The sequence below is a fragment of the Gordonia rhizosphera NBRC 16068 genome (genome assembly GCF_000298195.1).
Classification (GTDB): Bacteria; Actinomycetota; Actinomycetes; order Mycobacteriales; family Mycobacteriaceae; genus Gordonia; species Gordonia rhizosphera.
This window is the reverse complement of sequence record NZ_BAHC01000193.1, coordinates 1-16,257: the sequence shown is the minus strand read 5'-3', so window position 1 is coordinate 16,257 and position 16,257 is coordinate 1. Positions and strand designations below refer to the sequence as shown.

Genomic DNA, 16,257 nt, shown 5'->3' with positions numbered 1-16,257 from the left:
GACCCGCTGGTCGAGTAGTCGTCGAGCCGCCAGGCGAGACGGCGTATCGGACCACGTAACCCTAAGGAAAACAGTGGAACTCAAGGGACTGTCTGTCGCGATCACCGGCGGTGCGTCGGGCCTCGGACTCGCGACCGCGCGCCGCGTCATCGATGCCGGCGGCTACGTCAGCCTGATCGATCTGCCCACCTCCGACGGAGCCGCGGTCGCCGCGGAGCTGGGGCCGCCGGCGACCTTCGTCCCGGCCGACATCACCGACCGCGAACAGTTCGCCGCCGCACTCGATGTCGCCGACGAACGCGACGGTCTGCGCGGTCTGGTGCACTGCGCCGGGGCGGGACGCCGCATGCGGATCCTGGACAAGGACGGCAAGGCCGGTTCCGCCGAGGACTTCGAGTACGTCATCAGACTCAACCTGATCGGGTCGTTCCACGCGCTCTCCCTCGGGGCCGAGCGGATGGCCCGGCTCGACGGGCTCGGCGACGACGTCGACGGCGGCGAACGCGGTGCGATCGTGATGACCGCGTCGGTCGCCGCGTTCGAGGGACAGATCGGTCAGATCAACTACAGTGCATCCAAGGCGGGCATCGTCGGGATGACCATCGTCGCCGCCCGAGACCTGGCCAGCAAACACATCCGGGTCAACACCATCGCCCCGGGGACGATGGACACGCCGCTACTCAGCCGGCTGCGCGACGACGTGCGGCAGTCGTTGGCGGCGAGCATCCCGAACCCGTCGCGGCTGGGCAAACCGTCGGAGTTCGGGCAGCTCGCGGTGTCGATCCTGGAGAACGCCTACCTCAACGGCGAGACCATCCGCCTCGACGGCGCGATCCGCATGGCACCGCGATGAACACATGTCACGCAGAATGATCGGATGGCGCGCTGTCCTGACGGATGTCCCGCTGGTCGAGTGCCGTTGAGCTAGTCGAGGGCGTGTCTATTCGCCACTGCAGCAGGTGATCTCGATACGGCGCCTCGCCTGGCGGCTCGGTGCCTTCTCGATCAGCGGTATGGGTGGCTTGCCCTGCTGGTCTGTTCGGTCGGTGGTCTGGGGTGGCTTCCCCCGTTGGTCGAGTGCCGACGAGCGTAGCGAGGAGGTGTATCGAGACCACTTCGCGTCGACACTGAGATCAGCAGTGGCCGGGCGCCCGGTCCTTCAGCTGCGCTGTGCCCGCTTGACCAGGTTGCCGCCGATGATGAGGCGCTGGATCTCGCTGGTGCCCTCGTAGAGCCGGAGCAGGCGGACGTCGCGGTAGATGCGTTCCACCGCCACGTCGCGCATGTAGCCGCTGCCGCCGTGGATCTGCACGGCCAGATCGGCCACCTTGCCGACCATCTCGGTGCAGAACAGTTTCACCGCCGACGGCGCGATCCGCCGGTCGGTCTCGTCGACCCAGGCGCGAGCCGCGTCCCGGACCATGGCGCGTCCGGCCATCACACCGGTCTGCTGGTCGGCGAGCATCGCCTGGACCAACTGAAACTCGCCTATCGGGGTACCACCCTGGGTGGCCGTTGCCGCGTAGGCGACCGACTCGTCGAGGGCCCGCTGTGCGGTCCCGACCGACAGTGCGGCGATGTGCACGCGACCCCGCGCAAGTGAGGCCATGGCGGCCCGGTAGCCGACGTCTTCGCTACCACCGACCAGCGCCGACGAATCGACACGCACCTCGTCGAAGTGGACGTCCGACGTCCACGCGCCTTCCTGGCCCATCTTGCGATCCTTGACCCCGACGGTGAGTCCAGGCGTGTCGGCGGGGACCAGGAACACCGCGATGCCGGTGCCGTTCTCGTCGGCGGCCCGGGTGCGGGCGAACACCACGAACAGATCGGCCAGTGGTGCGTTGGTGATGAACCGCTTCTCCCCGGTGATCACCCAGTCGTCACCGTCGCGGACGGCCTTGGTGCGCAGGCCGGCCGGGTTGGAACCGGCCCCCGGCTCGGTGAGTGCGAAGGACGCGACGACCTCGCCGGAGGCGATCTTCTCCAGCCATCGGGCCTTCTGCTCGTCGGTGCCGAACCCGACGAGGACCTGGCCGGCGATGCCGTTGTTGGTCCCGAACATCGACCGGAGTGCCAGTGACGTGTAGCCCAGCTCCATCGCCAGTTCGACATCCTGGGTGAGATCCAGCCCGAGCCCGCCCCACTCCTGCGGAATCGCGTAACCGAAGAGTCCCATGTCTTTCGCCGCCTGCCGGATGTCCTCGGGAATGGCGTCGGACTCTCCGATTTCCTGCTCGCGTGGGACGACCTTCTCCCGGACGAACTCCCTTGTCTGGGCGAGGATGTCGGCGAAGTCTTCGGCGTCGACCTGGGACGCGACGGGGGTTCTGCTGGTGGTCATGGCTTCACTGTGCGGCAGTCGTCGACCGTAGTCCAATACGAACCGGGGCAGATGTCGATAGCCGGATCGAATACAGGGCGGGTCACAACCTCTGCGACAACGGCCGATCCGCCGGCGATGCGTCGGCCTCGGGAGTGCGACTGCCGAACCAGAGTGCGGCCGCGACCAGCGCGACGAGCAGGACGCCGGTGCCGAACACCGTCAGGTCAAATGACCGCGCGTCGTCCCAGCCCGCCTCCTGGCGCGCCGATCCGCGCAGGAAGGGCACGATGACGAGCACGCCGATCGCCAGCACCGACTCGATCGCGACGACGACCGGGAAATTACGTGCCACCAGACGCAGCGCCGACGAATCGTCGCCGTCCGCACGGGCCGCCCGGATACGGGGAAGGAGCACGCGCACGTTGTATGCGCCGGCGATGAGCAGTCCCAACACCATCAACAGCTTGATCCCGAGATAGCGGCCGTACACCGTGGTGAACAGCTGCACCAGCGAGCCCTGGAGGGCGCTGTGAGCGCGCTGCCTCCTGTCTGTCCGGTGGGTGATTCGATCCACGCAACGGTGCGATAGACGATGCGAATGGTCGCCGACGGGTCTGAGGCGTGGTCGCGGCGGTAGATTCGGCGCAGCGGTCACTCCCGGCCCGATGATTCGAGCGCGATCTCCAGCGCCGGAAAGATTGGTGGAACCAGTGCAGCCGAACCAGAATCCCGCATCGCTTGCCGGACGGACCGCGGTGGTCACCGGAGGAGCCCAGGGTATCGGCCTGGAAATTGCACGCTCCTTCGTCGACGCCGGCGCGCGGGTCGTCATCGGCGACCTGAACATGGATGCGGGCGTCGCAGCGGTGGAGAAGCTCGGCGGAACCGACGTGGCTCGCGCCGTGCGCTGCAACGTGACCGAGTCGGCGGACGTGGATGCGTTGCTTGCCGCGGCGATCGACGGCTTCGGATCCCTCGACATCATGGTCAACAACGCGGGCATCACCCGTGACGCGACGATGCGGACCATGACCGAGGAGGATTTCGATCTGGTGATCTCGGTGCACCTCAAGGGCACCTGGAATGGCACCCGCAAGGCGGCGACCATCATGCGCGAGGCCAAACGGGGTGCGATCGTGAATATCTCGTCGTTGTCGGGCAAGGTGGGCATGGTCGGCCAGACGAACTACTCGGCCGCCAAGGCCGGCATCGTCGGGATGACGAAGGCTGCGGCCAAGGAGATGGCCCACCACGGCGTCCGGGTCAACGCGATCCAACCGGGTCTGATCCGATCGGCGATGACCGAGGCGATGCCGCAGAAGGCCTGGGACCAGAAGATGGCCGAGATCCCGATGCAGCGCGCCGGGGAGGTCACCGAGGTCGCCTCGGTCGCGCTGTTCCTGGCATCGGACATGTCGTCGTACATGACCGGCACCGTGCTCGAGGTAACCGGTGGGCGGTTCATGTGAGCCTGCCTCCGATCCCACATCACCGACATCGAAAGGTCTTCGCGCAATGAGAGACATCGTCATCTGTGAACCCGTCCGTACGCCGATCGGCCGCTATGGCGGCATGTTCAAAGGCGTCACCGCGGTCGAGTTGGGGGTCACTGCGCTGCGCGGGTTGGTGGATCGCACGGGAATCGATCCCGAGGCCGTCGAGGATGTGATCATCGGACACTGCAATGGCAATAGCGAAGCCCCGGCGATCGGGCGGGTGATCGCGCTCGACGCGGGTCTGCCGATCACGGTGCCGGGGATGCACATCGACCGACGGTGTGGATCAGGTCTGCAGGCCGTCATCCAGGCGGGCTATCAGGTGGCGTCGGGTGACAACGACCTGGTCGTGGCCGGCGGCACCGAGTCGATGAGCAACGCGTCTTTCTATTCCACCGATATGCGATGGGGAGGTGCCCGGACCGGGATCACGATGCACGACAGTCTGGTTCGTTCCCGCTCGACCGCAGGTGGCAAGAACTACCCGGTTCCTGGCGGCATGATCGAGACCGCGGAGAACCTACGCAGGGAATACGAGATCAGCCGTGCGGAGCAGGACGAGCTCGCCGTCGCATCCCATCTGCGGGCCGTGCGGGCTCAGAAGGACGGCATCCTCGCCGAGGAGATCATCCCGGTGACGGTGCGCGGCAAGGGCGGTGAACGGATCATCGACGCCGACGAGCATCCCCGCGCGGATGTGTCCGTGGAATCGCTTGCGGCGCTGAAGCCCATCATGGGCAAGAGCGATCCCGAGGCGACCGTCACCGCCGGCAACGCGAGCGGTCAGAACGATGCCGCGTCGATGTGCATCGTGACCACTCCCGAAGTGGCCGAACGTCATGGCCTGCGCCCACTGGTGCGGCTGGTGTCCTGGGGGCTGGCCGGGGTACCGCCCAGAACGATGGGAATCGGACCCGTTCCGGCCACCGAGAAGGCCTTGGGTAAAGCGGGTTTGACGCTTGCCGACATGGATCTGATCGAACTCAACGAGGCGTTCGCCGCCCAGGCCCTCGCCGTCACCCGGGAGTGGGGTTTCGGACGTTTCGGCGCGGGCGGTGACTTCGACCGCACCAACGTGCATGGTTCGGGAATCTCACTCGGCCATCCGGTCGGCGCGACCGGCGGGAGGATGCTGGCATCGCTTGCCCGCGAGATGCAGCGTCGCGAGGTGCGCTACGGGCTCGAGACCATGTGCATCGGCGGTGGTCAGGGTCTTGCAGCGGTCTTCGAGCGCGTCTGAGGCTGCTCTGCCGAACCGAATCCGGTGCCCGGTTGATGGGATTCGGGTTGCTGTCGGCGAGGAATCGGTTGCCGCCGGCGAGAAAGAGGTTGCTGTCGTCGAGGAATCGGTTGCTGTCGGTGGCGAAGAGGTTGCTGTCGGCGGGATTCAGGGTGCTGTCGGCGGCGGCACGTGGGTAGGGGTGCTTGCGCGGACGAGGTTGACGAATGCCTGCCCGACCGGCGTCAGGGACGCGGGGTCGAAGGCGAGGGCGACCGGACGCACGAACCTGGGCTCGAGTGCCCGTACCACCACGCGGTCACCGGCCGCCTCGGCGACAGACCGCTCAACGATCGTGCCGCCGATGCCCGCGAGCACCATCGGGAGTCGCTCGTCGCGGTGTTCGGAGAGGACCGCAAGCGGTGGACGAATACCCTCGACACCGATCGCCTCCTCGATCTCGTCGGCCACCGACTGTCCGCGCGGTACGAACACCATCGGCACCGACGGCAGCTTCCCCAGCGGGACAGGGCCTTCGGGGACATCGGTGCCGGCCGGATACACCAGCAGATAGTCCTGTTCACCGAGAACGATCACCTCGAGGTCGTCGCCGGCAATGGGCAGGTGGGCCACCACGAACTCGCAACGGCCGTCCTCGATCACCGACGCGGCCTGGGTCTCGTCGCGGAGGTCCCCCAATCGGATGGTGACGCCGGGATTCTCGCGTCGGAAACGTGCGATGAGATCGACGATCGGTCCGCTCGCGGTGGCCGGGAAGGCGAGGATGTCCAGGCGACCGGTCAGTTCATTCGACTCTGCCGCCAGCACACCCTCGACCGCGCCGACATCACGCACGATCTGACGCGCTGGACCGACCAGGGTACGTCCGGCCGCGCTGAGCACCATGCCGCGCCCGATGCGGTGGAACAATGCGACACCGAACTCCCGTTCGAGTGACCGAAGTGCTTGGGACACAGTCGGTTGCGCGACTCCGAGCGCATTGGCGGCGCCACCGATACCTTGATGTTCGGCCACTGCGAGGAAGTATTCGATCTGTCGGAGTTCCATCCCTGTCACCAATCGGCGAACTCGTTGAGGTCAGTTGTCTTTCCGACGTGACTCTTGGCGATCGCGATGAAGGCCATCGCGGCGGGTGAGGGCCGGCCGGATCGCAATACGAGGCCGAAGGACCGGCTCAAGGGCGGCTCGATCTCGACGGTCCTGGTGCGCGGCATCTGTTGGTCGACGACCGAGCGGGGCGCGACCGTGGCCCCGACGCCCCGTTCGACCAGGTCCCACGTCGCGGCCGGATGGGCACAGTCCAGGACGATGTTGCGTCCGTCCTCCTCGATGAGGTCACCGAGGGCGGCCACCGTCGACGGGTCACCACGGTCGACGACGAGCGGGAGCGACCGGACCGTGGCACGCGGAATCGGATCGGGCAGACCACCGGACATCTCGGCCGGCGCCGCAAGTACGAGTTCTTGCGCGCCGAGTGGAATCACCGCGAACGTCGCATGTTCGGCCGCGGTGTCCATCAGTCCCACCTCGGCCTCCCCGCGACGCAGGGTTGCCAACACGCCACCCGGTCCGTCGGTAGCCACGACCCGGACGGCCAGACGCGGAAATCGCTGGCGGAACGCGCGGACCATCTCCACCAACGGGTCGATGCTGAACGCCGCATACGTGACGACGTCGACCCGTCCGGATCGGAGTTCGCGGACCGCGCCGACCTTCGCCTTGGCGCGGTCGACGTCGGCGAGGATCCGTCGTGCGGCGACCTCGAACTTACGACCGGCCTCGGTCAGTTCGAGGCGTCGGCCGGTCCGATCGAACAGCGTGACGCCCAGACGCCGCTCGAGGGTCCGGATGGCCTGTGACAGCGAGGGCTGGGAGATGTAGAGCGACTGTGCCGCCTTGGTGATCCCGCCATGGTCGACCACCGCTACGAAGTAGGTGACGAGGTGCAGGTCCACAGCGTCATCGTACGGAGGTGGTCACACCCGGCGACGGTGCACTACCGAGTCACCGACCCGTCCACTTGGGGGCCCGTTTCTCGGCGAATGCGCGCGCACCCTCCTGAGCGTCCGCCGAGCTCATCACCGGCGCCAGATACTTCCACTGGTCGGTGAACAATTGCGGGTCGGTGTAGCGGATCGACATCGACACGACCTGCTTGGTGGCTCGCACCGCGAGCGGCCCGTTGGCGGCGATGGTGGCGGCGAGTTCGCGAGCTCCGGCGAGTGCCTCACCGGGCTCGGTCAGCTTGTTGACCAGACCGAACTGGTGTGCCCGTTCGGCGCCGATCGGGTCGCCGGTCAGCGCCATTTCCATGGCGAGCTGGTAGGGCAGGATCTTCGGCAGGCGCTGGAGACCGCCGGCGGCCGCGGCCAGACCTCGTTTGACCTCGGGAATACCGAACCTGGCGTCACGGGCCGCGACGATCAAGTCCGCGCTGAGGGCCAGTTCGCATCCGCCGGCCAGTGCCCAGCCCTCGACCGCGGCGATCAGCGGCTTGGACGGGGGTGCCTCGGCCAGCCCGCCGAAGCCCTTGCCCTCGATGTTCGGCTTCTCGCCACGGGTGAAGGCCTTGAGATCCATGCCGGAGCAGAACGTGCCATCGGCGCCGGTGAGGATGCCGACCGTGATGTCCTCGCGCGCGTCGAGCTCATCGATCGCGGCCGCGATGCCCTCGGCGACATCGCGGTTGATCGCATTGCGCGCCTCGGGACGGTTGATGGTGATGACCGCGACGCCGTCGGCGAACTCGGTGAGTACTGCGTTCATCGGCGATTCTCCTCGGTGGGATGGGTCGAGGCCGGCGCGCTCACCGACCAACGGATGGGGATACCCTCGGTGGGCGTCAGGATGCCGCGCTGCTGCAGGACGACGAGGTGGGCGTTGGTCTCACCCAGCGCCATCCGGCTGAGCGGGACCGACAGCTGCTCGAAGGGGCGGGACCAGGTCACCGAGCGGGTGATCTCCCATGCCGTGCTCTCGGGCGCGGCGATCACGGCCTCGGTGATCTCGGTGAGTCGTTCCTCGTGATGACCGAGAAGGTGAGTGACCCGGTCGGCGAGCCCCCGGAAGCGGTACTCGTGGGAGGGCAGCGCCTCGAGGTCGGGCAGATGCTCGGTGTTCGCCAACGAGATGAGGTACTCCGCGAGCGGGTTGTGGGACTGAAAGCGATTCGCCGACACGTTGGGGCTGATGCGCGGGAGGAGGTGATCGCCGGTGAAGATGATCCCCGCGTCATCGTCGACGAAACAGAGGTGACCGGCCGTGTGCCCAGGCGTCCACAGCGCGCGCACGTTCCATCCGGCCAGGTTCAACGGGTCGCCGTTCTCGAGTTCGACGTCCATCGTGCGACCCGCCGGAAGGCGAGCGATCTCGCGGAACCCGGTGTCGACGACGTCGGTCGGTGCGCCGTGCAACTCGAGGTCGCGCTGGGCGTTGTCGATCTGGCGTTCGATCTCCGCATCGCTGACATGGTGCAGGTGGCGGGCGTCGTTGCGGTGCATCGCAAGGATCGGGTCGGCGTGCTCGAGAAGTCTCGGCACGAGCCCGAAATGGTCGGGGTGCAGGTGCGTGATCGACACATGCCGGACGTCGGAGACGTCGTGTCCCGTCGCGTGGATGCCGTCGACCAGCGACTGCCACGATACGTCGGTGTTCCAGCCGGTGTCGATTAGGGCGAGGCCGTCCGGAAGGGCGAGTGCGTAGACCAGTACGTAGCGCAGCGGGTTCTGCGGCATCGGGACCGGGATCGACCACAGTCCGGGCCGGACCTCCTCGACCGGGGGCATCACCTTCTGCGCCCAGGCCTCGCGTTGCCGATGTCCGGTGACCTCGATCGTGGTCATCTCACCTCCCAAGTGTCCCCCCGACAGCAGCCGACAGTTGCAGGCCGCAACTTCCATAGGACCATGTCGCACCGCCGGGTTCAAAGTCGGTCCGACTCAGGTTCGATGAGGAACTGCCTATGCGGCCGTCGCGGCGGGGACGTTGACGCGCCGGGTTCGCTGGGCGATGGTGGCCCGGTGACAGCTGATTCTCTACTCCCGCTGGCCGGGATCACCGTCGTCGCTCTGGAACAGGCGGTCGCCGCGCCGCTGGCCACCCGCCATCTGGCCGACATGGGTGCCCGGGTGATCAAGGTTGAGCGGGTGGGCGAAGGAGACTTCGCCCGGAACTACGACGACGCCGTGCACGGCCTCGCGTCGCATTTCGTGTGGCTCAACCGCGGCAAGGAGTCGTTGGCGCTCGATCTCAAGACCGACGGCGGACGAGATGCGCTGACCCGGCTGATCGGGCGGGCCGACGTCTTCCTCCAGAATCTCGCCCCCGGCGCTGCCGAGCGACTCGGTTTCGGCGCTCAGGAACTGCGGGCCGATCATCCCGAGCTGATCGTCGTCGACATGTCCGGCTATGGCGATGCCGGACCCTACCGCGAGCGCAAGGCCTACGACATGCTGATCCAGGCGGAGACGGGACTGATCTCGGTGACCGGCACGCCGGACGAAGCGTCCAAGACCGGCATCCCGACCGCCGACATCGCCGCCGGGATGTATGCACTCACCTCGGTTCTCGGTGCGCTCGTCCGGCGCGGCGTGACCGGCGTCGGCGCCTCGGTGTCGGTGTCCATGTTCGACGCCACCGTCGAGTGGATGGGGCACCCGATGTACATGCGGCTCTACGGGAATCGCCAGATCGCCCGATCCGGTGTCGGGCACGCTGCGATCGTTCCCTACGACCGGTACCCGACGCGTGACGGTGAAATCCTGATCGGTGTGCAGAACGACCGCGGCTGGCGGGTCCTCACCGCCGAGGTGCTGTCTCGGCCCGATCTCGCCGAGGACTCTCGGTATGCCACCAACATCGATCGCGTGAATCGTCGTGCAGAGGTCGATGCCCTCGTCGCCGTCGAGACGAAACGTTTTTCCACCGATGAGCTTGACGAAAGACTGGCTGCAGCAGGTGTTCCCGCGGCCGAGATCCGCGACCTCGCCGGTGTGGTCGCGCATCCGCAACTGAGCGAACGGGATCGATGGCGCGAGGTCGACACCGAGGCCGGACCCATCCGCGCGGTGCTCCCGCCGATGACCTTCGACGATGTCGAGCTCCGCATGGGACCCGTACCCGCCCTTGGTCAGCACACCGATGCCATCCTCGCCGAGCTGGAGGATTGAGATCGCCACTCGGCCGCCGTGCTGGGCGCGACGGGGGGCGAGGTTACGTCGGGGTGTGGGCACCCAGGTCGGGGGCGGGGCCGGTGAAGTAGTGCTCTCCATCGAAGGCGGCGGGCAGGCCGGCGGCGAGGAAGGTACCGATGCGGGGCTGAACGAGTTCGGCGAACAGCGGGTTCGTGGCGAGCCGCCCGCTCGCGACGACCTCGTCAAAGCTGCGGTAGCGTTCCGACAGCACCGACGACCTCTCCAGCGCGGCGTCGACCTCCGCTGAGGTGTGGCGGGCGAACCACGGTTCGAAGAGCGCATTGAGCACGCTTCGATGCGTGAACCGATCCGCCTCTCGGGTGAAGTCCGCTCCCAGCGCCTTCTCCACCGCGTCAACCGCGTCGGAGACTCCGGTGAGCTCCACGAGGTCGCGGAAATGGCGGGGCGTGAGCGCGACGATCATGAACCGTCCCCCGTCCGAGGTGACGAAATCCGTTCCGTACGTTCCATAGACATTGTTCCCGGTGCCCTCGCGGCCGTGGCCGTTGATCTGCGGCTCGGTCAGGTAGCCGAGTGTGCTCGCGATCGACAACGCGGTGTCCTCGAGCGGCAACGTGATGTGGGCGCCGGCACCAGTGGCCTCTCGACGTCGGACCGCCGCCGAGATCGCCAGTGCCGCATAGATTCCGCACACCACATCCCACGCCGGCAAGACGTGGTTGGTCACACCGCCCTGATCGAGCGGCCCGGTGATCATCGGGAATCCCAGCCCGGCGTTGACGGTGTAGTCGACGGCCGGGGAGCCGTCGCTGCCGCCGAGGATCTCGCAGACGATGACGTCGGGCCGAAGGGCCGACAGCGTGTCGTGGCTCATCCAGGATCGGCCGGCCTGATTGGTCAGCAGGATGCCGGAACCGGCACCGGGTTCGGTGATCAGCCGCTGGACGAGGGCTTGGCCGTCCTCGCTGCGCAGATCCGCGGTGACCGAGCGCTTGCCCTTGTTCAGGCCCGTCCAGTAGATCGACTCACCGTCGGCGGTGACCGGCCATCGGTGGACGTCGGCCGCCCCGCCGATCGGGTCGACACGGGTCACGTCGGCGCCGAGCTGAGACAGCGTGAGACCGGCGAGCGGCGACGCGATGAAGCTCGACACCTCGATGATGCGCAGCCCGGCCAGCGGTTTGTCAGGGGTGGTCACGCGGATTCTCCTATGCCATCAGGGCGCGGAAACGCCAGTCGAGAACGGGACGTTCGACGTCGCCGTCGTGGGCGACGACGATCGACCGGAGATCGAGGATGCCGCCGGACGACGCTGTCGCGGTGGCCTTTTCGACGGTGAGTTCGCTGGTCAGGGTGTCGCCCTCGTGTACCGGACCGGTGTGGTCACATGACTCCCATCCGAGCACTGTGACCAGGTTCGGCAGCGCCCGATTGGCCTGTGCCAGAGCGAGTCCGATGGTGTGTCCGCCGTATACGAGCCGACCCGCCTGCCCGACGCGTTGGTCGTGGTGGGTCGCCGCGATGTTCAGGGTGAGGCGTGCGAGTTCCGGTGCGCTGGATACCACGTCACCGCTCGAGGAGTACACGTACCCGGCGAGATCGGTGGAGAAGTGTTGGCCCGGCACACAATCGCGATACGCCGCGAGATCCCAGGCGGGCAGCACCGAATCTGCCGGGACGTCGGCACCGATCGCCGACAGGTCGTCGGCGGCACGGACCCGGTCAGGGTCGGCGTCGGTGGAAAGCGGCAGCATGGCGCACCGATAGAAGTCCAGGACTGTGGCGCCGTCCTGATCGGTGGTGATCATGTGCAGGGCGGCCAGCCCGGTCGGGGCGCGGCCGGGCTTGGCGGAGTTCTCCTTCAGGCCGACGACCTCGGTTGTGGTAGACAGCGTGTCGCCGATGTGCGGATAGCGCAGGAATCTCAGCCCGCGGTAGAACAGATTCGCCTTCACATGGTGGGTGGCCAGCGTGGACTGGCCGATCGCGAGGTCGGTGACCAGACCCGGATGAGCGACGGGCTCGGATCGTCCGGTGACGCGCTGCGCAAGCGTGACATCGAGGGCCAGGCGGGTGCGGTCGCCGACGATGGCCTGATGCGTGGCGGCCATTCCCGACGTGATCGTCACCGACGGTGCATCGTCGAACGTCTGCCCGACGGTGAGTTCGTCGAAATACGGTCCGCCGACAGGTGTCTGCGTGCCACTCATGCCGGATCCGCCTTCGACAGCACGCGCCGCGCCGACACCGCGAGCGCCTCGTCGAGCATGCGACCGTCGAGCTTCGCGGCGCCGTCGCCGCGTCGGGCCGCATCGTCGAGGGCCGCGAGCACGCGGCGCGCATCCTCGACCGCCGCGGCATGCGGAGTGAAGATGGTTTTCGCCGAATCGATCTGGGCGGGATGGATGACCCACGTCCCGTCGAAGCCGAGATCACGCACCCAGGTCTTCGCGCTGCGGAAACCGTCGTCGTCGGCGATCGTCAGGTGAGGACCGTCCACCATCGACACACCCGCGGCGCGGGCCGCCAGCAACACGGTGTCCTGGACGACGTGCCACACCGACTGTGGCGCCGACGACGAACGTCCCAATGTGGCGGCGAGATCTGCATAACCGATGATCACCGCATCCAGCCGGTCGGAGGCCGGACAGATGGTTGCGATGTCGCGGATACCGATCGGTGTCTCGACGAGGATCTGCAGTCGGGCCGGTGCGTCGCCGAGGAGCCGGTCGGCCTCGACGAGTTGTGCCGCGGATTCGGCCTTCGGCAATACCACCGAGGTCAGCACCCCCATCGCGGCGCAGGCCGCGAGGTCGGCTTCGATCCAGTCGGTTCCGAACGCGTTGATGCGGATCGACACGGCACGGTCGGCCCCGAACTCGGCGACCAGCTCGCCGGCCGCAGCGCGCGCGGAGTCCTTGTTCTCGGGCGTGACGGCGTCCTCGAGGTCGAGGACCACCTCGTCGGCACCGGAGGCGAGCGCCTTACGTGCCTTGCGGTCGTCGGATGCGGGCGCGACGAGCACGGCCCGGCGGCGGAGTGGTTGCATGCGATCCCTCGATCTTTGTACGCGAAAATGTACGGCCAAATTGGTCCACAAAGAGTCTTACCAGACGTCCCTCGGCGACGGAAGTCCTTGACATCGCGCCCTGGAGGGGTGAATATGGCCGTACAAATCAGCACCAAATGTATTCAACCCTGTGTGAGGTGGGTCCATGAGCAGCCTGAACGCCGAAGAGTCGTTCCTCGTCGAGACCGTCCGCGCGTTCATCGATCGCGACGTCAAACCGACGGTTCAGGAGGTCGAGCACGCCAACGAGTACCCGGAGAAGTGGATCGAGCAGATGAAGCAGATCGGCATCTACGGACTCGCGGTGCCCGAAGAATACGGCGGGATGCCCGTTTCGATGCCCTGCTACGCACGGGTCACCCAGGAACTCGCGCGGGGCTGGATGAGCCTGGCCGGTGCGATGGGCGGGCACACTGTGGTGGCGAAGCTGCTGACGCTGTTCGGCACCGAGGAACAGAAGCAGAGGTATCTGCCGCGACTGGCCACCGGCGAGATGCGCGCGACCATGGCGCTGACCGAGCCTGGCGGCGGCTCCGATCTGCAGAACATGGCGACCGTCGCCAAGGAGGACGGCGACGACCTCGTCATCAGCGGGTCCAAGACGTGGATCTCCAATGCCCGCCGCTCCGGGCTCATCGCGCTGCTGTGCAAGACCGACCCCAAAGCCGAACCGCGGCATCGGGGTATCTCCATCGTGCTCTGCGAGCACGGCCCGGGCCTGACCGTCTCTCGGGACCTGCCCAAGCTCGGCTACAAGGGCGTCGAGACCTGCGAACTGTCCTTCGACGGGTACCGCGTGCCCACCTCGGCGATCCTCGGGACGACGCCCGGCAAGGGATTCGGCCAGATGATGAAGGGGCTCGAGACCGGCCGCATCCAGGTCGCATGTCGCGCGCTCGGCGTCGCCACCGCGGCGCTGGAGGATTCGCTCGCATACGCGCAGCAACGCGAATCCTTCGGTCAGCCGATCTGGAAACACCAGTCCATCGGCAACTACCTCGCCGACATGGCCACCAAGCTCACCGCCGCCCGGCAGCTCACCTGGCACGCCGCCGACCAGTACGACAAGGGTGAACGGTGCGACATGGAGGCCGGCATGGCCAAGCTCTACGCATCCGAGGTGGCCATGGAGATCGCCCTGAACGCGGTCCGGATCCACGGTGGTTACGGCTACTCGACCGAGTTCGACGTCGAACGCTATTTCCGCGATGCGCCGCTGATGATCGTCGGCGAGGGCACCAACGAGATCCAGCGCAACGTGATTGCGAGTCAACTCGTGGCGCGCGGCGGCATCTGAGCAATGCCGACACGAACGCGCCGATAAGATCTCCGCGATGACTCAACTCGATGGTGCCGAACCGGCATACCGGGCACTCGCGGCGACGCTGCGTGCGCGGATCGCGGAGGGTCGCTATCGCGGGGGTGCGCGGCTGCCGACCGAATCCGAGTTATCCGACGAGTTCGGGCTCAGCCGGCAGACCGTGCGACGAGCCTTCCAGGATCTCGTCGCGGAGGGCGCGGTCTACCGGGTTCCGGGCCGCGGTACGTTCGCGACCGAGAGTTCCGGACGATACCTGCGGCAACTCGGGTCCATCGAGGATCTGATGAACCTGTCCGCGGACACCACGATGGAGGTGGTGTCCGCGCCGCGGCGGCAGGTCGACATCTCCGCGGCCGGCCGTCTCCGACTGGACACTGACCTGGTGTATCGCATGGCGTTTCGGCGCTTCCACGACGGCATCCCGTTCGTGCTGACCACCGTGTGGTGGCCCGAACCAGTCGCGCGGGAGGTGATCGACCTGCCCGAGGTTGCGACCGGAGCGACCAGCACCCACACCATGATCGGCCTGCTCGAGCCGCATCTGGCCAGCCCGATCGCCGAGGCCGCACAGTCGATCACGGTCGCCGCGGCGGACCCGTCGGTGGCCGAACACCTGGGCTGCGACGTGGGGCACCCCATGCTGCGGGTGGACCGGGTCTACAGCGACGCGGACGGGAACGCCGTGGAACTCGCGATCAGCTACTTCTTGCCCGAGCACTACACATATCGGGTCACGCTGCGGCGCAGCGGAACCTGAGTCAGGTGGCGCCGTTCTTCACGTCAGGGACCGTGATTGGACAGAGCGGGTTCCACGACATAGTGCGCGGAGCGCAGGAACCGCACCGCGGCCGGTGCGCCCGCGACGAAGTGCGGTGCGAGGGCCTCGCGCAGCGCGAGTCGCCATCGTGATGCCGCGACCTGGCCGGTGCGGCGAATCGCATCGATGTCGCGGGGGACCGGTATCACGACGGTCGTGTTCCGATCGAGGCCGATGACCGCCTGGGGATCATCGTCGGCGACCTCGATACCGAACGCGGCACCCGCGGATAGCAGATCGTCGACGGTGTCGCTGCCGGGTCCTTCCGGAAGCGGAAGGTCGACCGGCCAGGAGACCAGCAGGCGATCGCTGTCGTCGGCGCCGCCGAGTTCGACACGGACGTCACCGTAGAAGTCGCGGTGGTAGGCGATCGGCGTCGCGCCCAGCTTGGCGATGGTGAAGAACGCGTTGCGAGCGACGAGCGGGTCGAAGGTCCAGGTGATATCGCGCAACCCGCGGTCCCGGGCCCAGTTTCGCTGATGGAGTTTGAGTGCGTATCCGACGTTGTGGCCGAGGCCGATTCGGGTCACCCCGGTGATGTGACTGTGTAGGGTCTCACCCACCGGTGCTGCGAAGAAGCCGACGCTGCCGCCGGCGAGGCGGCCGCCGACGTACGCGCCGGCGACGTAGTTCCCGGCGTGCGACAGAGCGCGGAGCAGTTCGGGACCGATCAGGCGATTGCCGGGATCAGGATGCCAGACGTCGTCGAAGATGCGGGTCAGTTGCTCGAGATCGGCAGGGGTGGACAGCTCGCGGATCTCGACGCCGGTCAATACGTTCGGCATGGGCTCATTGTCTCATCGTCGTCGGTCCCGCCCGGAGAATCGGGAAACA

At 67.1% G+C, this 16,257-nt stretch carries 16 protein-coding genes; 6 read left to right on the top strand and 10 right to left on the bottom strand.

Annotated elements, in window-relative coordinates:
* The first annotated feature begins 73 nt into the window (after window positions 1-73).
* A complete protein-coding gene (locus tag GORHZ_RS23485; protein WP_006337541.1) occupies window positions 74-853 on the top strand; it encodes an SDR family NAD(P)-dependent oxidoreductase in 780 nt (259 codons plus the stop codon).
* Between the two features lie 306 nt (window positions 854-1,159).
* Here the strand turns inward: GORHZ_RS23485 and GORHZ_RS23480 are convergent, their stop codons facing one another.
* Complete coding sequence (locus tag GORHZ_RS23480) at window positions 1,160-2,344, bottom strand: acyl-CoA dehydrogenase family protein (RefSeq protein ID WP_006337540.1); 1,185 nt, start codon at window positions 2,342-2,344, stop codon at window positions 1,160-1,162.
* Window positions 2,345-2,426: 82 nt separating this feature from the next.
* Window positions 2,427-2,834 (bottom strand): CopD family protein, encoded by a 408-nt coding sequence (locus GORHZ_RS31055; RefSeq protein ID WP_006337539.1) that lies wholly within the window; start codon window positions 2,832-2,834, stop codon window positions 2,427-2,429.
* Window positions 2,835-3,036: 202 nt separating this feature from the next.
* Between GORHZ_RS31055 and fabG the strand changes: the two genes are divergently transcribed.
* On the top strand, window positions 3,037-3,795 hold the full coding sequence (fabG, locus tag GORHZ_RS23470; RefSeq protein WP_006337538.1) for a 3-oxoacyl-ACP reductase FabG: 759 nt from the start codon (window positions 3,037-3,039) through the stop codon (window positions 3,793-3,795).
* Window positions 3,796-3,841: 46 nt separating this feature from the next.
* Window positions 3,842-5,062: an acetyl-CoA C-acetyltransferase gene (locus tag GORHZ_RS23465; RefSeq protein WP_006337537.1), complete on the top strand. Its 1,221-nt coding sequence runs from the start codon at window positions 3,842-3,844 to the stop codon at window positions 5,060-5,062.
* Between the two features lie 147 nt (window positions 5,063-5,209).
* On the opposite strand, the gene GORHZ_RS23460 is transcribed toward GORHZ_RS23465, so the two are convergent.
* The 4 genes from GORHZ_RS23460 to GORHZ_RS23445 are packed head-to-tail and all read right to left on the bottom strand — an operon-like array spanning window position 5,210 to window position 8,904.
* Window positions 5,210-6,109 carry a LysR family transcriptional regulator gene (locus GORHZ_RS23460; protein ID WP_006337536.1) on the bottom strand — a complete coding sequence of 300 codons (900 nt, stop codon included), beginning with the start codon at window positions 6,107-6,109 and terminating at the stop codon, window positions 5,210-5,212.
* A 5-nt stretch (window positions 6,110-6,114) separates the two neighbouring features.
* Entirely contained in the window at window positions 6,115-7,017 is a 903-nt protein-coding gene (locus tag GORHZ_RS23455) for a LysR family transcriptional regulator (protein WP_006337535.1), read from the bottom strand.
* Between the two features lie 49 nt (window positions 7,018-7,066).
* A complete protein-coding gene (locus GORHZ_RS23450) occupies window positions 7,067-7,828 on the bottom strand; it encodes a crotonase/enoyl-CoA hydratase family protein (RefSeq protein WP_006337534.1) in 762 nt (253 codons plus the stop codon).
* Window positions 7,825-8,904, bottom strand: coding sequence for an MBL fold metallo-hydrolase (locus GORHZ_RS23445; protein WP_006337533.1), 1,080 nt, complete (start codon window positions 8,902-8,904; stop codon window positions 7,825-7,827). Before GORHZ_RS23445 ends, GORHZ_RS23450 begins: the two co-directional genes overlap by 4 nt.
* A gap of 177 nt (window positions 8,905-9,081) precedes the next feature.
* Between GORHZ_RS23445 and GORHZ_RS23440 the strand changes: the two genes are divergently transcribed.
* Window positions 9,082-10,230: a CaiB/BaiF CoA transferase family protein gene (locus tag GORHZ_RS23440; protein WP_006337532.1), complete on the top strand. Its 1,149-nt coding sequence runs from the start codon at window positions 9,082-9,084 to the stop codon at window positions 10,228-10,230.
* A gap of 43 nt (window positions 10,231-10,273) precedes the next feature.
* Here the strand turns inward: GORHZ_RS23440 and GORHZ_RS23435 are convergent, their stop codons facing one another.
* The 3 genes from GORHZ_RS23435 to GORHZ_RS23425 are packed head-to-tail and all read right to left on the bottom strand — an operon-like array spanning window position 10,274 to window position 13,264.
* Window positions 10,274-11,413, bottom strand: a complete 1,140-nt coding sequence (locus tag GORHZ_RS23435; RefSeq protein ID WP_006337531.1) for a CoA transferase — start codon at window positions 11,411-11,413, stop codon at window positions 10,274-10,276.
* Between the two features lie 10 nt (window positions 11,414-11,423).
* The gene (locus GORHZ_RS23430; protein ID WP_006337530.1) at window positions 11,424-12,425 is read right to left on the bottom strand and encodes a MaoC family dehydratase; all 1,002 of its coding nucleotides are present in this window, start codon (window positions 12,423-12,425) and stop codon (window positions 11,424-11,426) included.
* Entirely contained in the window at window positions 12,422-13,264 is an 843-nt protein-coding gene (locus GORHZ_RS23425) for an HpcH/HpaI aldolase/citrate lyase family protein (protein WP_006337529.1), read from the bottom strand. The genes GORHZ_RS23430 and GORHZ_RS23425 overlap by 4 nt, the downstream gene beginning before the upstream one ends.
* Window positions 13,265-13,430: 166 nt before the next feature.
* Here GORHZ_RS23425 and GORHZ_RS23420 point away from each other — a divergent pair, with 166 nt between their 5' ends.
* Both GORHZ_RS23420 and GORHZ_RS23415 read left to right on the top strand, forming a co-directional pair.
* Complete coding sequence (locus GORHZ_RS23420) at window positions 13,431-14,582, top strand: acyl-CoA dehydrogenase family protein (protein ID WP_006337527.1); 1,152 nt, start codon at window positions 13,431-13,433, stop codon at window positions 14,580-14,582.
* Window positions 14,583-14,619: 37 nt separating this feature from the next.
* Complete coding sequence (locus GORHZ_RS23415) at window positions 14,620-15,363, top strand: GntR family transcriptional regulator (protein ID WP_006337524.1); 744 nt, start codon at window positions 14,620-14,622, stop codon at window positions 15,361-15,363.
* 23 nt (window positions 15,364-15,386) lie between these two features.
* Here GORHZ_RS23415 and GORHZ_RS23410 read toward each other — a convergent pair whose 3' ends face one another.
* Window positions 15,387-16,208, bottom strand: coding sequence for a hypothetical protein (locus GORHZ_RS23410; RefSeq protein WP_006337523.1), 822 nt, complete (start codon window positions 16,206-16,208; stop codon window positions 15,387-15,389).
* Between the last annotated feature and the right edge of the window lie 49 nt (window positions 16,209-16,257).